This window comes from Oceanococcus sp. HetDA_MAG_MS8 (genome assembly GCA_019192445.1).
Classification (GTDB): domain Bacteria; phylum Pseudomonadota; class Gammaproteobacteria; order Nevskiales; family Oceanococcaceae; genus MS8.
Genome location: JAHCMK010000008.1, coordinates 59,809 through 79,506 on the forward strand (window position 1 = coordinate 59,809; position 19,698 = coordinate 79,506).

At 58.4% G+C, this 19,698-nt stretch carries 16 protein-coding genes and 5 tRNA genes; 2 read left to right on the top strand and 19 right to left on the bottom strand.

Translation table 11 applies throughout. The annotated features are described in order from the left end of the window. Positions 1–211 precede the first annotated feature (211 nt). The 14 genes from KI787_13135 to KI787_13200 all read right to left on the bottom strand — a co-directional run bounded on the left by KI787_13135 (position 212) and on the right by KI787_13200 (position 12,267). The gene (locus KI787_13135) at positions 212–2,092 is read right to left on the bottom strand and encodes a SurA N-terminal domain-containing protein (protein ID MBV6630898.1); all 1,881 of its coding nucleotides are present in this window, start codon (positions 2,090–2,092) and stop codon (positions 212–214) included. A gap of 88 nt (positions 2,093–2,180) precedes the next feature. Then, a tRNA-Asp gene (locus KI787_13140) sits at positions 2,181–2,257 on the bottom strand. A 4-nt stretch (positions 2,258–2,261) separates the two neighbouring features. Further along, a tRNA-Val gene (locus KI787_13145) sits at positions 2,262–2,337 on the bottom strand. 137 nt (positions 2,338–2,474) lie between these two features. After that, entirely contained in the window at positions 2,475–2,747 is a 273-nt protein-coding gene (locus KI787_13150) for an HU family DNA-binding protein (GenBank protein ID MBV6630899.1), read from the bottom strand. A gap of 155 nt (positions 2,748–2,902) precedes the next feature. Continuing rightward, the gene (gene lon / locus KI787_13155; GenBank protein MBV6630900.1) at positions 2,903–5,287 is read right to left on the bottom strand and encodes an endopeptidase La; all 2,385 of its coding nucleotides are present in this window, start codon (positions 5,285–5,287) and stop codon (positions 2,903–2,905) included. A gap of 120 nt (positions 5,288–5,407) precedes the next feature. After that, complete coding sequence (gene clpX / locus KI787_13160) at positions 5,408–6,694, bottom strand: ATP-dependent Clp protease ATP-binding subunit ClpX (protein ID MBV6630901.1); 1,287 nt, start codon at positions 6,692–6,694, stop codon at positions 5,408–5,410. A gap of 114 nt (positions 6,695–6,808) precedes the next feature. Further along, positions 6,809–7,405 (bottom strand): ATP-dependent Clp endopeptidase proteolytic subunit ClpP, encoded by a 597-nt coding sequence (clpP, locus tag KI787_13165; protein ID MBV6630902.1) that lies wholly within the window; start codon positions 7,403–7,405, stop codon positions 6,809–6,811. Positions 7,406–7,409: 4 nt separating this feature from the next. Further along, positions 7,410–8,726 (bottom strand): trigger factor, encoded by a 1,317-nt coding sequence (tig, locus tag KI787_13170; protein ID MBV6630903.1) that lies wholly within the window; start codon positions 8,724–8,726, stop codon positions 7,410–7,412. A 37-nt stretch (positions 8,727–8,763) separates the two neighbouring features. Beyond that, positions 8,764–8,848: transfer RNA gene (locus tag KI787_13175), tRNA-Leu, on the bottom strand. 12 nt (positions 8,849–8,860) lie between these two features. Further along, positions 8,861–8,935, bottom strand: a tRNA-Lys gene (locus tag KI787_13180). A gap of 49 nt (positions 8,936–8,984) precedes the next feature. Then, positions 8,985–9,061: transfer RNA gene (locus KI787_13185), tRNA-His, on the bottom strand. Between the two features lie 182 nt (positions 9,062–9,243). Continuing rightward, positions 9,244–9,771: a GNAT family N-acetyltransferase gene (locus KI787_13190; GenBank protein MBV6630904.1), complete on the bottom strand. Its 528-nt coding sequence runs from the start codon at positions 9,769–9,771 to the stop codon at positions 9,244–9,246. Then, positions 9,744–11,060, bottom strand: coding sequence for an N-succinylarginine dihydrolase (locus tag KI787_13195; GenBank protein MBV6630905.1), 1,317 nt, complete (start codon positions 11,058–11,060; stop codon positions 9,744–9,746). Before KI787_13195 ends, KI787_13190 begins: the two co-directional genes overlap by 28 nt. 136 nt (positions 11,061–11,196) lie before the next feature. Then, positions 11,197–12,267 carry a strictosidine synthase family protein gene (locus KI787_13200; protein ID MBV6630906.1) on the bottom strand — a complete coding sequence of 357 codons (1,071 nt, stop codon included), beginning with the start codon at positions 12,265–12,267 and terminating at the stop codon, positions 11,197–11,199. Positions 12,268–12,774: 507 nt separating this feature from the next. Between KI787_13200 and KI787_13205 the strand changes: the two genes are divergently transcribed. Next, entirely contained in the window at positions 12,775–15,327 is a 2,553-nt protein-coding gene (locus KI787_13205; protein ID MBV6630907.1) for a response regulator, read from the top strand. On the opposite strand, the gene KI787_13210 is transcribed toward KI787_13205, so the two are convergent. Beyond that, positions 15,312–16,112, bottom strand: coding sequence for a pyridoxine 5'-phosphate synthase (locus KI787_13210; GenBank protein ID MBV6630908.1), 801 nt, complete (start codon positions 16,110–16,112; stop codon positions 15,312–15,314). The two genes, KI787_13205 and KI787_13210, sit on opposite strands and share 16 nt — an antisense overlap. A gap of 3 nt (positions 16,113–16,115) precedes the next feature. Between KI787_13210 and KI787_13215 the strand changes: the two genes are divergently transcribed. Then, entirely contained in the window at positions 16,116–17,054 is a 939-nt protein-coding gene (locus KI787_13215) for a DMT family transporter (protein MBV6630909.1), read from the top strand. Here the strand turns inward: KI787_13215 and recO are convergent. Genes recO through KI787_13235 form a run of 4 tightly spaced genes read right to left on the bottom strand, consistent with a single transcriptional unit; the run spans position 17,001 to position 19,673 of the window. After that, the gene (recO, locus tag KI787_13220; GenBank protein ID MBV6630910.1) at positions 17,001–17,744 is read right to left on the bottom strand and encodes a DNA repair protein RecO; all 744 of its coding nucleotides are present in this window, start codon (positions 17,742–17,744) and stop codon (positions 17,001–17,003) included. The two genes, KI787_13215 and recO, sit on opposite strands and share 54 nt — an antisense overlap. Next, positions 17,744–18,634, bottom strand: coding sequence for a GTPase Era (gene era, locus KI787_13225; protein MBV6630911.1), 891 nt, complete (start codon positions 18,632–18,634; stop codon positions 17,744–17,746). Before era ends, recO begins: the two co-directional genes overlap by 1 nt. Then, positions 18,631–19,305 carry a ribonuclease III gene (gene rnc, locus KI787_13230; protein ID MBV6630912.1) on the bottom strand — a complete coding sequence of 225 codons (675 nt, stop codon included), beginning with the start codon at positions 19,303–19,305 and terminating at the stop codon, positions 18,631–18,633. Before rnc ends, era begins: the two co-directional genes overlap by 4 nt. Beyond that, positions 19,302–19,673: a DUF4845 domain-containing protein gene (locus KI787_13235; protein ID MBV6630913.1), complete on the bottom strand. Its 372-nt coding sequence runs from the start codon at positions 19,671–19,673 to the stop codon at positions 19,302–19,304. Before KI787_13235 ends, rnc begins: the two co-directional genes overlap by 4 nt. Positions 19,674–19,698 lie beyond the last annotated feature (25 nt).

Genomic DNA, 19,698 nt, shown 5'->3' on the forward strand with positions numbered 1-19,698 from the left:
GCTTGTCATCAGCACCGTGCGGAGCGCGCACCACAGGCGGAAAGCATCAATGCGGCATACCGTCCAATGCCGGTGCCTGCAGCCGGTCCCCCGGCCGTATTAGCATCCCCTCGTTCGTTCGCCAACCAAACCCAGGCTGGAAGGACCGGCTCTGCCCAGGCAGACCGCCCCCAGAGCCGGCGGCGACCTATGTCACCGCCTAGACCTGTCCTTAGTTGCCCTGACTATCCGTAGCCCGAGCCCGAACGATGTCTGCTTCGGCCCGCATATTTTGGATAACGAGCTGCATTTCCGTCGCTGCGCGGGAATTATTGAGCTGGCGCCGCAGTGCCTCTACCGTCGCTTCGTCAGCCTGGGCGATATCGGCGTCGCGAATATCTTGCACCTGGATCAAGGCCATATCCCGACCATTGGACAGCACGGAGGTTGTGGCCTGGTCTGCAGCATCGACCTCGAAAGCGGCACGCAGCATAGCGCGGTCTACACCGGGCTCGTCCCGCTGAACCGAGCGGGCATCCTGAATGGTCACACCATCGTGATTGGCAAGCTCACCCCAATTCGACGACTGCTCTTGTACGGATGCCAAGTCAGCATTCACGGCCTCCCGCAGCATTTCCCGCGCCGACTTGTCGCGCAGTTCCGCCGTGAGATCATCACGCACTTCTTCTAATCGCAGCGGACGCTCTTCCTCACGAGCGTTCAGACGTAAGGCAACGACGCGCTCTCCAACCTGTAACAAGCCGCTGTTATCACCATCCTCAAGCACAGCCGGGCTGAAGGCCGCCTCGACGATCGACGGATTACCGGTGATCCCCGCGCCACCTTGGCGGGTAAACCAAGCGCTGGTTTGCAGCTCCAAATTCAGGGCCTGTGCTGCAGGCTCCAAGGATGTGGGGTTCTCGAACACAAGTTGATCAAACTCATCTTGAAGGTCGAGTAAGGACTCACGGGCAGCCTGAGCCCGCAGCTGAGCCACGACTTCATCACGCACCTCCTCCAACGGAGCGACAACACCGCCGGATATGGACGTCACTTCAATAAGGTGCCATCCAAACTGAGTTTCCACGGGCGCACTGAGATCACCAAGGTTCTGGCTGAAAACCGCCTCTTCAAAAGGCGCGACCATCACGCCGCGTGAAACCACACCCAAATCACCGCCAGATGCGGCTGAACCGGGGTCTTGGCTGAACTCCGCTGCGAGCTGAGAAAACTCCTCGCCGGCCAGAATTTTCTGCCGTAGCTCATTCGCCTCCGCCTCAGAATCCACCAGAATGTGTCGTGCTTCACGAGTTTCTGGAGTGGCAAAGCGTTGGGAGTTATCCGCGTAGTACGCGGTGATCTGCGCATCAGAAACGCTGATATTCGCGGCGATCTCTGCGGGATCCAACACCAGATAATCGACACGGACCCGCTCAGGAGCCCGCAAATTGGACTGACGCTGTTCAAAAAGCTCTTGGACCTGCTCTTCTTCAACAGTCACTTTTTGAGCGTAGTGTTCCAAGGCATAGCGCCGCCAGCGAATTGTCCGCGTCTGTTCATTGAACGCGAACTCGGCAGCCAGTTCCTGTGGACTCACAAAGCTGCTGGCCCGCACCGCAGTTTCAAACTGGTTTGCCGATAAGTAATCCCGAACCTGCGCCTCATACAAGCTAGGGTTGCTCCCCTGGCGACTGAGTGCATCACGGTAAAGTTGCGGCGAGAAGGCGCCATCGGCATCCATAAATGCCTCCTGGGATGCCACAAATTCCGCGACCGCAGCATCGGAAATGCTGTGCCGAGTGGCGGATAGATACTGATCAATCAACTCTTGATTGATGAGCTCCTCCGTCACCGCCTGGCGAATTTGGTCCCGATTAATGAGATCCGGGCGGAAGTTGTCTCCGAGCATTTGGCGCAGTTGGTTGAAGCGCGCGTCGACACGGTTATCAATGGCGAAGCGGCTGATCTTTTCGCCATTGACTTTAACGGCGTAGTCCTGCCCCCCGCCGCTGCGAAATGCCTCCACGCCGAAGAAGGCGAAGGGCACCGAGATGATTCCGACGACGACCCAGGCCAAAGGGCCGGTCACTTTTTCACGAATTGACTGCAGCATGGATTACTTCATGTTGTTTGGAGCCTGTGCGCTGCAACAGCAACCTACAGACACGAAAAAGGCACCCGAAGGTGCCTTCTTCCAAAGATGGCGGAGCGGACGGGACTCGAACCCGCGACCCCCGGCGTGACAGGCCGGTATTCTAACCATCTGAACTACCGCTCCGCGGTGGTGGGTGCTGACGGGATCGAACCGCCGACATTCGCCTTGTAAGGGCGACGCTCTACCAGCTGAGCTAAGCACCCAAGCTCAGCCTAGGGAAGCTTTCGTTGCCGCCCTGGTGAAGACGACCATTCTAGACTACTTTGAAACCACCAACAAGTATTTTTAACAATTTATTTGCTGGTGAGTTGCCTAACGAAACGCCTCCCTGGCAAGCCCCTTAGTTTACTGCGTCTTTCAGCGCTTTGCCAGCTTTGAAAGCCGGCGTCTTGCCCGCAGCAATCTTGATGATTTCACCGGACTTGGGATTGCGGCCTTCACGGGCTGCACGTTCACGCACCATAAAGGTACCAAACCCAATCAGCGAAACCTTGTCGTCCTTAGCCAGAGCCTCGGAAATGCTATCGACGACCGCGTCAACGGCACGCGCAGCATCTGCTTTGCTCAGCCCGGCGCGCTCGGCGACATCTTCGATCAGTTCCGTCTTATTCATAAAAGTTGTATCCCCTCAAAGCGAGATGGTGTAGTTCTTCAATATCGTCAACGAATGGGGATCGGCCAAACTGTCCGATCGACCTCCCCTGCGTTACAGACTGCAACGACCCCCGTACTTTGCAGCAAATGTCGCCTGCGGTCCAGTCTTTTCCTTTAATGCGCGCGGGTTTCGGCCGGTTGTGCCTCCGCTCCACCATCCGTTGGTGGTGCCATAGGCTGCAATTCATCCGCCAAAGCCACTTTGAGCACATCTTCAATCCAACGCACTGGCTGGATACTGAGCTGGTCCTTGATGTTGTCAGGAATATCGCTGAGATCCTTTTCGTTCTCGATCGGGATGAGCACAGTCGTGATACCACCGCGGCTAGCCGCCAGAAGCTTCTCTTTGAGGCCACCGATGGGCAGCACCTCGCCACGCAAGGTGATTTCACCTGTCATGGCCACGTCCTTGCGAACCGGCACGCCCGTTAGTGCTGAGACCAGAGCCGTACACATAGCAATCCCGGCACTGGGACCATCTTTAGGAGTGGCCCCCTCGGGCACGTGCACGTGAATATCTGCTTTATCAAAGCGCTTCGGGTCGATGCCACAGTGCGCGGCTCGAGACCGCACCACCGTTGACGCCGCCTGAATTGACTCTTGCATCACGTCACCAAGACGGCCGGTGTAGGTCAGCTTGCCTTTACCATCGAGAACTGCCGCCTCGATTCGCAAAAGCTCACCGCCGACTTCCGTCCAGGCGAGTCCCGTGACCTGCCCTACCTTATCTTCTTCGTCCGCACGCCCGAAGCGGTACTGCGGAACGCCGAGCAGCTCTTCGACCATGGCAGCGTCCACCTTGATCGTTTTCAGTTCACTGGACTCCAGTATGGATTTCACCGCTTTGCGGCATACCTTGCTCAGCTGTCGCTCCAGATCACGAACACCAGCCTCCCGGGTGTAGCGACGAATAATCTCCAACAAGGCCTCATCCGACACATCCAGCTCAGACTTGCGTAGGCCATTGAACTCCATTTGCTTAGGCAACAAATAGCGCTTCGCGATGGCTGTCTTTTCGTCCTCGGTATAACCCGCCAAACGAATGACTTCCATCCTGTCTAACAGTGGCGCCGGAATGTTGAGCGTATTGGCCGTGGCAACGAACATGATGTCCGACAGGTCTAGGTCGACTTCTAGATAGTGGTCGTTGAAGGTGTGGTTTTGTTCCGGATCGAGCACTTCCAACATCGCAGAAGCCGGGTCACCCCGAAAGTCCGAAGCCATCTTGTCGATCTCGTCCAGCAAAAACAGCGGGTTCTTTACGCCGACCTTACTGAGGTTCTGGACGATCTTGCCGGGCAATGAACCAATATAAGTTCGTCGGTGACCGCGAATCTCCGCCTCATCCCGCACACCGCCCAGACTCATACGGGTGAATTTTCGGTTCAGCGAGTGCGCAATGGAGCGCCCCAAAGAGGTTTTGCCCACACCCGGTGGCCCTACCAGGCACAGGATAGGACCGCGCATCTTCTTCACCCGCTTTTGCACGGCCAAATACTCGATGATGCGCTCTTTCACCTTCTCCAAACCATAGTGGTCGGCGTCCAGACGAGCCTGGGCGATCTCCAAATCGATTTTGCTGCGGGTGCGTTTCTTCCAAGGCACCTGCAGCATCCAGTCCAGATAGTTGCGCACAACTGTGGCTTCGGCGGACATGGGCGCCATCATCCGCAGCTTATTGAGCTCGGTCGTTGCTTTGTCTTTGGCGGCCTTAGGCATCCCAGCAGATTCGATTTTTTGCGTGAGCTCGTCGAGCTCGTTCGAGCCCTCTTCGCTCTCACCCAGCTCTTTCTGGATGGCCTTCATCTGCTCATTCAGGTAGTACTCGCGTTGACTGCGCTCCATCTGCGACTTCACGCGGCCACGAATCCGCTTCTCCACCTGCATTACATCGATCTCGCCCTCAACCAAGCCCAGGACCAGCTCGCAGCGCGTGGCGACATCCAGGGTTTCCAACACCCGCTGGCGATCGTCCAGGCGCAAGTTCAAATGCGCCGCAACGGTATCTGCTAAGCGGCCCTGGTCATCAATACTGTTCAGCGAGGGCAAAAGCTCCGCCGGGACTTTGCTATTGAGTTTGGAATAGTTTTCAAACTGGGCCAGGAGCGTTCGCACAATGGCATCTAGCTCAGCCTCCCCATGCTTAACCTCTTCCTCGATGGGCGTGCAGCCTGCCCAGAGCATGTCGTCATCGACACTCCAGTCTTCGACCTCGGCACGCTCGCCCCCCTCAACAAGCACCTTCAGCGTGCCGTCGGGAAGCTTCAGCAGCTGCAAGATGTTCGCGAGGGTACCCACGGTGTAGAGATCATCGACACCCGGGTCGTCTACGTCGGCCGCTCGCTGCGCCACCAACAGGATCTTGCGATCGCTTTGCATGGCTTCGCGGAGGGCATTCACTGATTTCTCCCGGCCTACAAAAAGCGGCATCGCCATGTGTGGGAACACCACGACATCGCGTAAGGGGAGTACGGGAACCATTACTTCTTTGGAACTCATGGCGTTACCAGGCTAGAGGCCGGCCACGCCGACCCGCAAAATGAAGCCCCTTCAATCGGGGCAGCCTGGAGATAATCAACCCCCAGGCGCGCATAGCATTGGCGCCTGTTGCGCCATTCTTCAGCCCGCTTTCTTCGCCTCGACGGGCTTTTTGGACTCGGCTTGCCCGTACACGAGGTAGGGCTTGGACTGGCCAAGGACAACAGACTCGTCCACGACCACTTTCTCGACGTTCTCCAGGGAGGGGATGTCGTACATCACGTCAAGCAAAATACCTTCGAGGATCGTGCGCAGGCCACGCGCGCCGGTTTTGCGCTCCATCGCTTTGCGCGCCACCGCCTGGAGGGCCTCATCGCGAAACTCCAAGCTGCATTCTTCCATCTCGAAGAGCTTGCGGTACTGTTTGGTCAGCGCGTTCTTCGGCTCGGTCAAAATGTTGACCAAAGCTTCCTCATCCAGCTCATCTAAGGTGGCGACAACGGGCAGACGGCCGACGAATTCGGGAATGAGCCCAAAGCGGACCAAGTCATCAGGCTCAACACGAGCCAGCAGCTCACCAATTTTCTTGCCATCGTCGGGATTGGAGACCTCCGCCTGGAAGCCAATGCCACCCTTGCGCGAGCGTTGCGCAATGATGCGATCCAAACCGGCGAAGGCTCCGCCGCAGATGAATAGAATGCCACCCGTATCGACTTGCAAAAACTCCTGTTGGGGATGCTTACGCCCGCCCTGCGGAGGCACGGAAGCGGTCGTCCCCTCAACAAGCTTCAATAAGGCCTGCTGAACTCCCTCACCGGACACATCACGCGTGATGGAGGGGTTTTCACTCTTGCGCGAAATCTTGTCGATTTCGTCGATGTAGACGATGCCACGCTGCGCTTTGTCGACGTCGTAATCACATTTCTGCAGCAGCTTCTGGATGATGTTCTCGACATCTTCGCCCACGTAACCGGCTTCGGTGAGCGTGGTTGCGTCGGCAATGGCGAAGGGGACATCCAGAAGACGCGCCAGGGTTTCGGCGAGCAGCGTTTTGCCAGATCCAGTTGGACCGATCAGCAAGATATTGCTTTTGGCCAGTTCGACATCGGCGTTTTGTTCCGCCGCATTATTTTCCAGGCGCTTGTAGTGGTTATAAACCGCAACCGCCAGGGCTTTCTTCGCCGCCTCTTGGCCGATGACATACTCATCGAGAACCGCGCGGATCTCGCGGGGCTTTGGCAGGCCTGCTCGCTCCGGTCGACTTTGCAGCTCCTCGCGGATGATGTCGTTACACAGCTCCACGCACTCGTCGCAAATATACACCGAAGGCCCGGCAATCAGTTTCCGGACTTCGTGCTCACTTTTGCCACAAAAGGAACAGTAAAGAGTACGGCCTTGGCCGCCGCTGCCGCGCTTGTCTTCGCTCATTGATCGTCGGAGGACAGTAGGTCCTGATGTTATAGCACCAATCGTGACGACAGGGTTGTACCTGCGCCTAATGGGGGACGCTGGCAATATCTATGCCAGCGCCCCACAAGCGAATTACTCGGCAGCGCCTTCGCGCTCAGATACGACTTTGTCGATCAGGCCGTACTCGCTGGCCGCTTCAGCGCTCATGAAGAAGTCGCGCTCGGAGTCCTTGGCCACTTCGTCCACCGGCTTGCCGCTGTGGTGCGAGAGGATTTGGTTGAGACGCTCGCGCATGAAAAGAATCTCACGCGCATGAATCTCGATATCGCTTGCCTGCCCCTGAAAGCCGCCAAGGGGCTGGTGAATCATTACCCGCGCATGCGGTAAGGCGTAACGTTTGTTCGCCGCTCCTGCGGCAAGCAGCACGGCGCCCATACTGGCCGCCTGCCCAATGCACATGGTGCTCACATCCGGCTTGATGAATTGCATGGTGTCGTAGATCGACAGCCCAGACGTAATCACGCCACCCGGAGAGTTGATATACAGGTGAATGTCCTTATCGGGGTTATCCGACTCCAAGAACAACAACTGTGCGACGATCACATTGGCCATGTGGTCATCGATGGGCCCCACGCAAAACACCACACGTTCCTTGAGCAAACGGGAGTAAATATCGAAAACACGCTCGCCGCGTGCACTTTGCTCCAGAACGTAGGGGACGTAATTCATAGATTTATCCGCGAACCTTTTGTGTCAGTTCCTCGAAGCTTAACGAAACTTCGGTGGTCTTTGCTTTTTCCGCCAACATATCAACGATCTGGTCTTCGAGGACCACCGCCCGCAGGCCTTGCATGAACTGTTGGTTGCCGCGGTAGTAGCTGAGAGCCGCATCAGAATCTTCGTAGTCGCCTGCCATTTGCTGCAGGCGTTCTTCGACTTTGTCGTCACTTACGCTCAGCTTTTCTTGCTTGATAATTTCACTGAGCAGCAAACCCAGCGCTGCGCGCTGCTTCGCCTGGGGCTCCAGCGCGGCGTCAGGAATCATTTGCTCCAGCTGCTCTTCGCTCAGGCCACGCCCGGACATGTTCATGTTGCGCGCCGTTTCCTGGCGCAGGCGACCCGTTTCTTCCGTGACCAATGCACCTGGCACATCGATGGGGTTGGCTTTGAGTACGCCTTCCAGAATCTGCGACTTGCGCCATTGCGCCTGCAACTTATCCCGCTCTTGGGTGAGATTGTCACGGATGCGTGACTTGAGCTCATCCAAGCCTCCCTCCTCGACGCCCAAGCTCTTTACGAACTCCTCGTCCAGTTCAGGCTTTTCCGGCGACTCTACTTTCTTCAGGTTGACCGCAAAACTCGCCGCTTTGCCCTTGAGATCGTCGTTGTGGTAATCCGCGGGGAAGGTCACGGGCACATCGCGTTGCTCGCCAGCGCGCATACCCACAATGCCGTCTTCCAGCTCCTTGAGGAAACGGCCGGCTCCGAGCACGATGGTGGTGTCCTCACCAGCCCCACCCGCGAACTCCTCGCCATCGATGGTGCCTTTGAAGTCCAAAGTCACGCGATCGCCATCCTGTGCAGCTTCTGTCGACTCCGGCCAGGTCTGCCGCTGCTCCAGAAGCCCCTCGATGACACGATCTACATCCGCATCGCCAACCTCTACGGAAGCAGTTTCCAGCGCCAAGCCGTCCAGCCCGGTCAGCGTGATGTCCGGGAACACATCGAAAGTGGCTGTGTAAACGATTTCCTCACCCTCGAGGGAATCGAAGCTGATCTCGGGCTGGCCCGCAGGCTGCAAGTCGATTTGCTTAAGAGCTTCGGGGTACGTTTTTTGAAGCACTTGGCTCAGCGCGTCTTGACGCGCCTGACCGCCATACTGCTGCTCGACGATTCGCACTGGCACTTTGCCTTTGCGGAAGCCCTTCATGGAGACAGTTCGCGATAACTGGCGAACAGACTGCTGATAAGCCTGCTGAAAGTCATCCGAGGGAACGGCAACGCGCATCTTGCGCGACAGGCCTTCAAGAGCTTCTACGCTAACTTGCATATTTGATGTGCTGATTTGTGTGCTAATAAATACGGGCTGGTGCGAAAGGAGAGACTCGAACTCTCACGGGTTGCCCCACTGGAACCTAAATCCAGCGCGTCTACCAATTCCGCCACTTTCGCAATGCCGTAACCTGGTGGGCCAGCAGGGACTCGAACCCCGAACCAATTGATTAAGAGTCAACTGCTCTACCATTGAGCTACTGGCCCAAAAAAGCGTCGGCCTTCCAATGGCGGGAAGGCCGACGCTTGCTATTTGTGGGGTGGACGATGGGATTCGAACCCACGACCACCGGAATCACAATCCGGGACTCTAACCAACTGAGCTACGCCCACCACAATGTTCGTCACCTCAGCGACGAAGCCGGTAATGATAGCGTCGTTTTTGAATGTGGGCAAAGTCTTTTGTGATTTGCTCTCTCAGGCCGCAGCGCTGAGCGGCAAGCGACTTCCGTAAGAGTGAACAAACCTACCCCAGTAGGTTCATCCAACCTGCATCGTTTAGCGCAGTAGGCGGCTTAGCGCGTTTCGCTCTCAGTAGCCGGGCTCAACAGCATGTATTGGTGCAGGATGCCGTCTTCCAAGAATGCCTTGGCTGTTGGAACAAAACCCAAACGGGAGTAGAAGTCCAGCAGGCGCACCTGCGCCCCGATTTGCACGCTCACTGCGCCACAATGCGCGTAAAGCTGCTGCAGGGTGTAGTGCATCAGCGGTCGACCGAGTCCGCGGCCGCGCGCGCTTGGCGCAGTGACCACCCGGCCAATGGACGCCATACCTGGACTCCGGGCGGAGCTCGGCGCTGCCGCCTGTGATGGCTGCGAGTCGGGCCCAAAAAACCGCGCATAAGCCAGCAACTGCCCATCGTCAGCTGTCCCCAAAACATGCCACGCCTGGGCATCTTGCCCATCCGGGTCGGTAAAAGCACAGCGCTGCTCAGTGACGAAAACGCGCGCCCGTAGGGCCAACATTTCATACAGCTCTGCAGTGCTAAGCTCGGCAAAGGTCAGGCACCGCCAGTTCACGCAACTTGGGTCAATTCCGGCCACGCCATGATCTCCGCTAAGGCTTGATGCGCCGTTTCCAGTTCATCTGCAAATGTCACATCTAGCAGATCTCTAGGTTCGAGCCGGTCCCGATAATGGGCGCGCACCCAGCCCTCTAGGGCATCCAGCTGCTGTGGACTACATCGTGAGGGCTCACGCACGCTGAGCCAATCCGACTCTGCGAGGGGGACGCGGAGGCGCAAGCAGGCCGGCCCGCCACCATTGCGCATACTCTGCGATAGATCCAGCGTGCTCCATGCCTCTAATACGCCCTGCTCCACAAGACGGTTCAGCCATGCCATAACGCCTGGGTGCTCCTGAATATTAGCCGGCCCCAGCAGATGAATGCCGCCATCCGGCGTATCCAGCAGCTGGCTATTGAACACATAGCTGCGCACGGCGGCATCCAAGCCAAAGTCTTCAGCCGAGGCCCAGCACAACAGCAACTCTTCGGACTGCGCTCGCTGCAGCGCCAGCTGCAACTCAGAGCACACCCGTTCGGCGTCGGAAAATGCGCTGGCGTGGGCCAGTAATACACGGCGATGCCCAACGCAGATTACGTCATTGTGGAAAACCCCAGCATCGATGGCCTGCACGGACTGCTCGGCGAGCACCACATGCTCTGGCGTCAGAGTATGCCGACGTGCAATCGCCTGTGAGGCTGCCTGTGTTTGTCTGGCTCTGAATCTCTGCCCATGGGCCCCGTAGACGAAAAAATGCACTCCTGGACAATCCCAGCGCGAGCCAAGCCGAGTATGGTTGGCCGCCCCTTCGTCACCTAATTCCTGTACCGCCGGGAGCGGCTCATGGATAGTAAAGCGCTGCTTGTCCGCGAAGATGCCGCGAAGGTGGTGCGTGGTATGCCGCGCTTCGAGTGCGCGATGCGCCTGACTGACCAAGTTCGCCACCGATAGGTGGACGCGCCCATCTTCGGTATCGGCAGCGGGTGCAACAGTCGCAGCGTTTGCGGTCCACATGCTCGCAGCGGAATACGCGGCTTGGAGGAGCTGCGGAGCCTCCCGGCCAGCTTGCTGCAAAACCTGAGCGCGAGAACCACGAAAGCCCAGTGCGTGTAAGAAGCGCCAGTCCGGCCGTAATGGCGGGGGCAACCAGCCCTGCGCAAGTCCCATGTTCATCACGGTGCGCATCTTGGCCAAACCTTGGAGCGCCGCAGCTCGCGGATTGGCGAGCTGCCCGGCATTTTCAGCAGCAGCAAGGTTCCCTTGGGCTAAACCGCCGTAATGATGCGACGGCCCCACCAGCCCATCAAAATTGGCCTCAAACACTGTCATGCACTACCTATTTATCTGTCTTGTAAGGCCTGAGCACAGGCCCAATGAGAGGTTCTCCACACGTCGCGAGCATGGCCATAGCCCAGTGCTGGGCCAACGCCCGTACCGGCCTCGCCAAGACTGCGAAGGCTCTATCCTAATCTGCAGACAGCGCTTGCGACAGCGGAAAGCGCGCCAAACCCTCTGCGCTCAGTGAGCCAAACCATAGATGTCTCGGGCCTTCGACCACGCAGGTGATGGGAGCAAAAACACCTTGCCCTTGGCCTTGCAAAGAACCTTGGATACGGCCTTGCGCATCCAAGTGCAGCACATGGGCCACCGCTGGCGGATCCGGCTGCAGAAACCGTGGCAGGCGCCATATCACCCGGCGCCAAAATGGCCGCGGGAGCACCCAATCTAACATCGGGTTGCGCGGGGCATACAGGGCCAGCCAGTAGCCGCCATCGCTTGCGACCCGAATGTTGTCAGGGAAACCGGGCCAGTTACTGGCCCAAACCTCGTCTTGGCCTGCTTGGGGACCACGCAACCATAGTCGCCGAGTACGGTAGCGCGAGGTTTCATTAATCAACAAAAAATCTTCGCCAGGGCTTAAGGCTAATCCGTTGGCGAAATACAAACCATCGAGCACCACCCGGGACACACCATTTGCTGGGTCAAAAGCGACCACCCGCCCATTGGCTGCATGCTCGAAGAAGTCGGCACGCACATGATGGTGGTCAAAGCGAACCGAGGCATCACTCAAATAAATGGTGCCATTGTCAGCAATCACCAAATCGTCAGCGAACCCCAAAGGAACCCCTGCCACTTCACGGAGCTCTACCGTGAGTTCCCCGTCTGACCAGCGCAGTAAGCCACGCTCCGCGTCGGCAATCCAAAGTTGTTCCTGAGCGTCTAAGGCCAACCCCAAAGGCCGTCCGCCAGTGTTGCCCAACAACACATGAACATCCGTCGCAGGATCTAGCCGCACCAGATCACCATTGGCAAAGCCGGTATACACGCGCCCTTGAGCATCGAGTGCGACAGCTTCGCCGCCAAAGCCCTGCTCGCGCAGTACACGTTGCGCCCCTTCAAGATGGGTGTTTTGCGCCAGCACCCCGCTCCGCGCAGGCGGCTCCGGAGGCTGCCAGGCCTGCGGCTGGATCGGCACCGGCCAGAACAACAAATACCCCAACAAAATCAGCAGAAGACCCGTAATGATCAGGCGCATAGCCAACACTCTCCCCCAAAAAAAAGACCGCAGGTGAAGTACCTGCGGTCAATGCTAACCGAGTCTAGAGTGGCTGTTGGCCACGACAGGGGAGGACACTTGGGGATGGTCGACGTCGGTTAGCAGGAGGACTCTTTGCGAACGAGTTGAGCATAGGGTGCAACCTCTGCCGTCAAAAAAACGTCAATGCAGAGAATCAAATGACGAATGCACACAAGCGCCCTTTCAGCGGCCGAGCCAAGCAACCTTAAAATCCGCTCTTGGTCGGTCTTTCACCGCGCTTAACCGACCACTCTGCGCACTCTCAGGTCCTGTCTCAGATCCTCAGATCCGCCGCGCTCAACTCCTCTGAGCATATGCTGCTCCCAGGCCCACGCCTGCATGCGCAGCCTGGCTTTGGGGGAGCACGGCCTTTTTCTTAGGAATCTGTGGGCTGAGCTTGGCTCCAGACTTCTGCGATAAGGACACTACGCTAAGCTTGCGTATCCATAGATGGGGAGTGATGGCTTGATCCGAACGCTGCTCAGCGCCTGGACCGGATATCCGGGGCGCTGGTTGATTGGTTTTGCCTTATGTATTGGCCTTGTGATCGGCGGCTGGAACCTGCGCCAAAACTGGCTCGCGGAAGAGATGCAACTCCGCCTAGAGCTAGCAGCGCAAGCACAACTCGCCACCATGGATCCGGATACCATCAGCCCGGCTCGGCTCATCCAGCACCCGCGCGTCGCTCAGGCGCAAGTCGCCTATGCGGATGGCTCTTACTCACCTCGCGCGCGCAGTCCCGACTCCATCCCCTTTTGGCTTCCACGCCGAGCATGGTCCGTGGAACATCAGGGCACCATCGTGGAAATGGTCCTGATCCCGGTCATCACCAGCCAGGCTCCGGTGATGCTGCTCGGCGCCTTAATGCCTCCATTACTCGCAAGCCTCGCCTTTGCCTTGGTATTCGCCCCGCTACTGTCCCGTCCACTGCGGCGCCTGCAAAGCTGGGTCAGCAGTCTAGATCAAGGTCAACTGGGACAGTCTCCGCCCCACCTGCCCCAACCGCTGGCTGGCCTCGGCGCTCAGCTTCTGATTCTAGCTGAGCGGCTACGCCACACCCGCAGCGCCCTCCAAGAGCGCCAATCCTCCAGCGACCGCCAGTACCTAGCGGAGATACGTGAACTCAAAGCGGCGTTGGCTAAATACGAGCATGAAGATCAAGCCCAATCGGCACTCAGTGATGGCCGCGGCGATCTTCTACGCACGATGAGCCACGAGATGCGCACCCCATTAACCGCGATCATGGGCTACGCCGACCTCCTACAGCGCAACGATGCCAGCCCTGAAACCGGCGAATACGCCGGTGTGATCAGCCGCTCCGCGCGCAACTTGCTGGGAATGATCAACAATTTGTTGGACCTTGCGCGGATTGAGGCTGGCGCGCTTCAGCCTCAAATCACCCAGTTCGACATCACAGAAATCGTCGAAGATACCGTTGCCTTGCTAGCGCCTCTGGCCTTTGAGAAAAGGCTGGAGATCAATACCTTGATCTACCACGACGTTCCTGCACGGCTTCGTGGAGACCCGTTACGAATTGCCCAGGTACTCACCAACCTGCTGTCGAACGCGATCAAATACACCGAGCAAGGCGAAGTTATCGTGCGCCTGCTGCGGGAGAAGAAGGATGGTGATTCTCTGAATCTGCGCCTGGAGGTGGAGGATACCGGGCGTGGCCTAGACTCGGAGCAGCAGCAAAAGCTCTTTCAGGCCTGGCGCCGATTTGAAGTCGCTGGTAGTAGTGCCGGGGGCTCAGGTCTGGGTCTGGCCATTGTCCATCGGCTGCTGGATATGCTCGGTGGCTCTATTGAGGTCAACAGTCAGCCGGGATCCGGCTCCACCTTTATCGCTCACCTACCCGTCCAGCTGGACCGCAGCAGCCGCGCCAACCCTAGCTGGGATGGGCTGCGGGGACAGCGCATTTGGGTCAGCGATAATCACCCAAACTCGGTCAAATCACTGGCCCATTTGCTGACCTTTTGGGATGTGGACTTGCGAACGTGGACACACATGGCCGACTTGCACGATGCGCTGGCAGACCCCAACACCCAGTGTCCTGCAGAGCTACTGATTCTTGGCTTAGACACTCAGGCCAGCAATGCCACCATCGTCGGCCAAATTTTGGAATTACCGGCGCAGCAGCGCCCCCCGATCCTGGTGCTCACCCCCAGTATCGATGCCAGTGAACATGCACGCTGGCAGCGACGCGGCGCCGATGCCGTGCTGGCCAAGGGCGCACCTCGCGCCACACTCTATGACCAGTTAGTGGGCTTGGCGCAGGCACGCTCTGGAGCTGTACCCAAGCCTCTGGCTCATACGCAGGTGCTAGTGGCCGACAACAACCGCGCAGGCCTACGCATTCTCCAAACCCAACTTCATAAGCTGGGTGCCCAAGTCAGTTGCGTGGAAACTGGACATCAGGCCTTAGAAGTTTGGCAGGAGCTCAAACCCAGCTTGGTCTTGCTTGACTATCACATGCCGGAAATGAACGGTTTGGAATGCGCCAAAGCCCTGCGCGCCAGCAGCAACCATCCGGCCATGCTCATCGGGATGAGTGCTTGGCTGGACACCCGTGAAGAACAGGCTTGGAAGCAAGCGGGAATCGACGCCATCCTGCTCAAGCCTTTTGACATGGACCAGCTCCTTCGCGTCACGCGCCATAGCCGCCCGGCCAGCCAGCAGGCCTCCTCTACGCAGCAGCCCAGCAGCGTGCGCCAGCTACTGGATGACCCGGACATGGCCGATCTGCTGCGGGAGGAACTACCGCAGCAATGGCAGGCCTTGGACCAAGCATTCATTCGCGGCCAGCTGCGCGATGTACGCGATGCCGCTCACCAGCTCCATGGCACAGCGGCGTTTCTACATCTGCAACCCCTGCAGGGAGATTTGGCAGTGTTTGAACGCAGCCTTGCCGACAGTCGCAACTTGGACGACCGCCGGCTAGCCGAGATGATGTCGCGGGTACAGCTCAGCGTGCGTCAACTGTTAGATGAGCTTGGGGTGGCTCACAAGGCGGAGTAGCTTTGCGCACTGGCCGCGGGCTGAGCCGGCTCTCGGCCTTGCATCATGCGCGTGCTCACCAAAAGATTTTTCATGCGCGCCACGGCCGCCGCCATCCCAATCAAGACAGCATCGGCGACCAAGCTATGGCCGATGTTGAGCTCCTCAATTTCTGGAATATGCGCAATCGGCCCCGCGTTCTCCGCAGTAAGCCCATGACCGGCATGCACTTGCAGGCCACGCGCACTCGCCTCAGCGGCGAACTCGACAATCTGCTTAAACAAGGCCTCATGGCGCATGGGGTCCCGTTCCTCCACCCAGGTTCCTGTGTGGATTTCCACGGCCTGCGCACCCGTCGCCAAAATGGCTTCCAACTGCGCTAAATCTGGCTCAACAAACAAGGAAACGCGCGTCCCTACCTCACGCAAACGGCCTACGGCCTTGGTAATACGCTCGGCTCCGGCACGTACATCTAGGCCGCCTTCCGTGGTGAGCTCTTCCCGTTTTTCGGGAACCAAACATGCCGCCTGCGGGCGCCACTGGGTCGCCAGATCGATAATCTGAGCATCGGCAGCGCACTCCAGGTTCAAGGGCACACTTAAGGAGGCCATGAGATCACTCACATCCTGCTCTTGTATGTGCCGGCGATCCTCACGCAGGTGCACCGTGATACTGTCTGCGCCCGCCGCCTGGGCAATCAGTGCAGCCGTCAGCGGACTGGGATAAGCCGTGCCGCGCGCTTGGCGCAGTGTGGCGACATGATCAACGTTGACGCCAAGACGTAGAGGGCGAATAGATTCAGACATGCAGTGCAACGTCCTTATACGGTTGAAAAATGGGGGAATAAGGCCATGGGGCTAGGGGAATTTTACTCACTCGCGTGCGCGATCGCCTGGGCCCTAGCCATCATCGTGTTTCGTAAAGCTGGACAGGGCCTGTCACCCCAGCATCTGAACCTGCTCAAAAACACCGTGATGCTGGCCGCCCTGACTCCAACGATGTGGGCCTTCGGAAGCCCCTTTAGCTTGCCCCAATCTGCGCTCTGGGCCAGCCTCATTTCGGGATTTATTGGGATTGCCATTGGCGATGGCCTGTACCTGCGCGCCGTCCAAATGTTGGGCGCCAGCCGCGCAGGATTGGCTGGCATGCTCTACAGCCCTTGGGTGGTCATACTCTCAGGAATTTGGTTGGGTGAATCCTTGGCCCGTGGTCAATGGTTAGGCTTGGGCTTAGTTCTCGTGGGCTTGCTTGGCGTAGGCCTATTGCAGCGCAAGGCCGTCGGAACTGCGGAACATGGCAGCTTTTCCTGGAGTGGGATGGCCATCGCCGGGGCAGCCATGGCCCTCATGGCTGCTGGCGTCGTCATGGTGAAGCCGGCCTTAGAACAGCAGTCATTCCTCACCGTCGTTTGGTACCGAGCTATCGCGGGCACCCTACCCTTGCTGCTGTGGCTGGAGCGTCCGGGTGCAGCGCCGCAATTCAGACTCTGGTCTGCCCAGGCCTGGAGTGGGGTTAAGCACTGGGGACTCCTGCTGACCGGTTGTTTCCTAGGAACCTATGTGGCCATGTTGCTGTGGCTGGCAGGGTATCGCTATACCCAGGCCTCCGTGGCCGCCGTCCTCAATGAGTCGGCTGCGCTCTGGATCATGGTCTTTGCCTGGTGGTTCCTGGGAGACTCTTTGAGCCGCCGGCAGCTAGTTTGTGCCGGACTGATCGCCACCGGAGTAATGCTGGTGCTCTTCGCGTAGCCGGCGCGCAGCCAACCATTGCTCTCGACTGCGCAGCCGGCTCAAGTCGACGATGCTGCCCAGCTGCCCCTGCAAAGGTCGACGTAACTGCTGCGCCGCAGCCTCACTCAGCGCGCCCTGCCCCAGCGCCAGCCAGGTATCGCCGCTAAAGCCGCCCCGCGGATCTTGGTACAGGCCCTGTTCAGGCATGAGGCTGTAACACAGCTCGGGACGTACGGCATTTCCATCGCGGTCGATATTGAGCGAAAAGCCGTGCCCAAGAGCTTGCAGCAAACCAAACTCGAAGCTTCGCAGCGGAGCCGCCAGAGACTTGGGCTGGTCATGCAAGGAGGCTAAGGCAGCTGCATACAGATCGAATATTGCCGGCACGGCCTCACCCTCCGGCAATACTTGGAGCAAGACCTCAGCCAAATACTGAGCGGCAAAGTAAGCTTCACCGGCCAACATAGGCACCGGCGGTGGCAGAAGGTCTAGGCTGAGCAGACGTCCTAACTCCCGGCCGGGGCTCCAGTGCAATAAGGAGCGTTGACCGGGTAGTACCGCATGCTTGCGGCGCCCACCGCGCATGCCGCGCGCGACCACACTAATTCGGCCGTGCTCGCGGGTGAGAACGCGCAGCACAAAGCTGCTCTCCTTCCAGGCGAAACGTTGCAAGATATAGGCATGATCCTCATACGAGGTCGCCGTCATTAGTCGCTCGCGCCCAAGGTGCGAATCACCGCTTGGTCTTCGGCCCAACCTTCCCGCAACTTCAACCACAAATGCAGGCGCACGGGACGGTCCCAAAGCCGGCTTAAATCAGCCTCGGCCGCTTCCCGGACGCGGCGCAGCTGCTGCCCGCCGCGGCCCAGAATAATAGGCTTATGACTGGCGCGATCCATCCAGATGGTGGCATAGGCGATCAGCGTTGCCCCCTCTTCCTGGGTCTGATCGATGGTCACCGCTAGCCGATAAGGCAACTCCTGATGCAAGCCCAAGAACAGCTGCTCGCGGATTTTCTCAGCCATCAAAAATTCGCCGCGGTGGGGCGTGAGGGTATCAGCCGCATACAGCCAGCCCCCCTCCGGGGCGAGCTTGGTCAGCTCCTCACATAAGCGCGCAGCATCCGCCTCGCGGCGGGCGGACATGGGAAACAACAAGGCCGGATCGTAGTCCTTTTGCAGCGCCGCAAGCTCCGGAAACAAGCGAGTTTTGTCGCTGTGTTTGTCCACTTTGTTCAAGGCGATGGCCAAACATTTTGGCTGCCGGGCGACCAGGCGCTCAGCCACAGTCTGGTCAGCGCCAATGCGGCGCCCTGCCTCTAACACCCATAAAACGATGTCGACATCAGCCAGTGCGGCGACGGCATTACGGTCTAGTAAGCGATTAAGAGTCTGATTCTTTTCCGGAGCCTGACCTGGCGTATCCAAAAACACCAGTTGAGTATCGTCCTGAGTCCAAACACCAATGACTTGCTGGCGGGTGGTTTGCGCCTTGGGGGAAACCGCTGATAAACCCGCCCCCACACAGGCGTTTAGCAAAGTGGACTTGCCGACATTGGGCCGACCAACGATCGCGACTGTTGCACAGCGTTGGGTCATGCCTGACTCTCCTTGAGCTGAGCAAGAATTTTCTCTGCGGCCTTCTGCTCGGCGGCACGGCGACTCCGGGCCAAGGCTTGCTCCTGAATCACAGGCTGACCCGTTTGCAGCGCAACTTGCACACGCACGGTGTAGCTGCGCTTGTGCGCCGGGCCACTTTCATCAATGACGCTGTACTCCGGCCGCGCCAAACTGCGCGCCTGCAGCCATTCCTGTAAGCGGGTCTTGGCATCTTTGAGCGCGTCTGCACTAGGCAAGGTATCCCAGCGCGGCGCATAAAGGGTCGCCAGTGCCGTATGCACTGCCGCATTACCTCCATCTTCGTAAATGGCACCGATGACCGCTTCCAAAGCATCGGCCAGCATGGAGTGACGGCGCCAGCCAGCCGCTTTGAGTTCACCCGGCCCCATGCGCAAGTGCTCACCCAGACCCTGCTCCATCGCCAGCTCAGCCAAGGTTTCGGCACGGACTAAATGCGCTCGCCAGCGGGTGAGCTCCCCCTCGCTAGCCATAGGCTGACGCCGATAAAGCTCCTGCGCGATGAAAGCGCCCAGCAGCGCATCCCCCAGGAACTCCAAGCGCTCGTTGTGCGGTGATCCGGCACTGCGGTGAGTTAATGCCAGCTCCAACAGCTCAGGCTGCGCGAACTGATGCCCTAAACAATGGTTCAGGAGCCCTCTCCGAGATAGATATCGTTGGTAAAGCGAATGCTAAGAGACCAGTTTGCGAACAGCTCCGTTTGTGCGACATAGTCATAGCGCATCAAACGGCCCTCGTTACTCCGCACAAATTTGATGTCACTGACTTTGAGGGTGCGCACATCGTCCACATCCCAACGCCGCTGCAACATGCTACGCAATTGCCCGACCGATACATTCGCGCTGCGCGCTTCGGGGGTACTGGCAACACCCTTAATGGCGGATTGAACCTTAACCTCGTTGAGATAAATAGGCACCACCCTCAAGCCAACGAGCACGGCAGCGCCCAGCATGACAAGTGTAAATAGCTTGCTATACGCGCTACCTCGTTGCGAACGCATGTTTAGCATGCCCACGCTCCTTGCT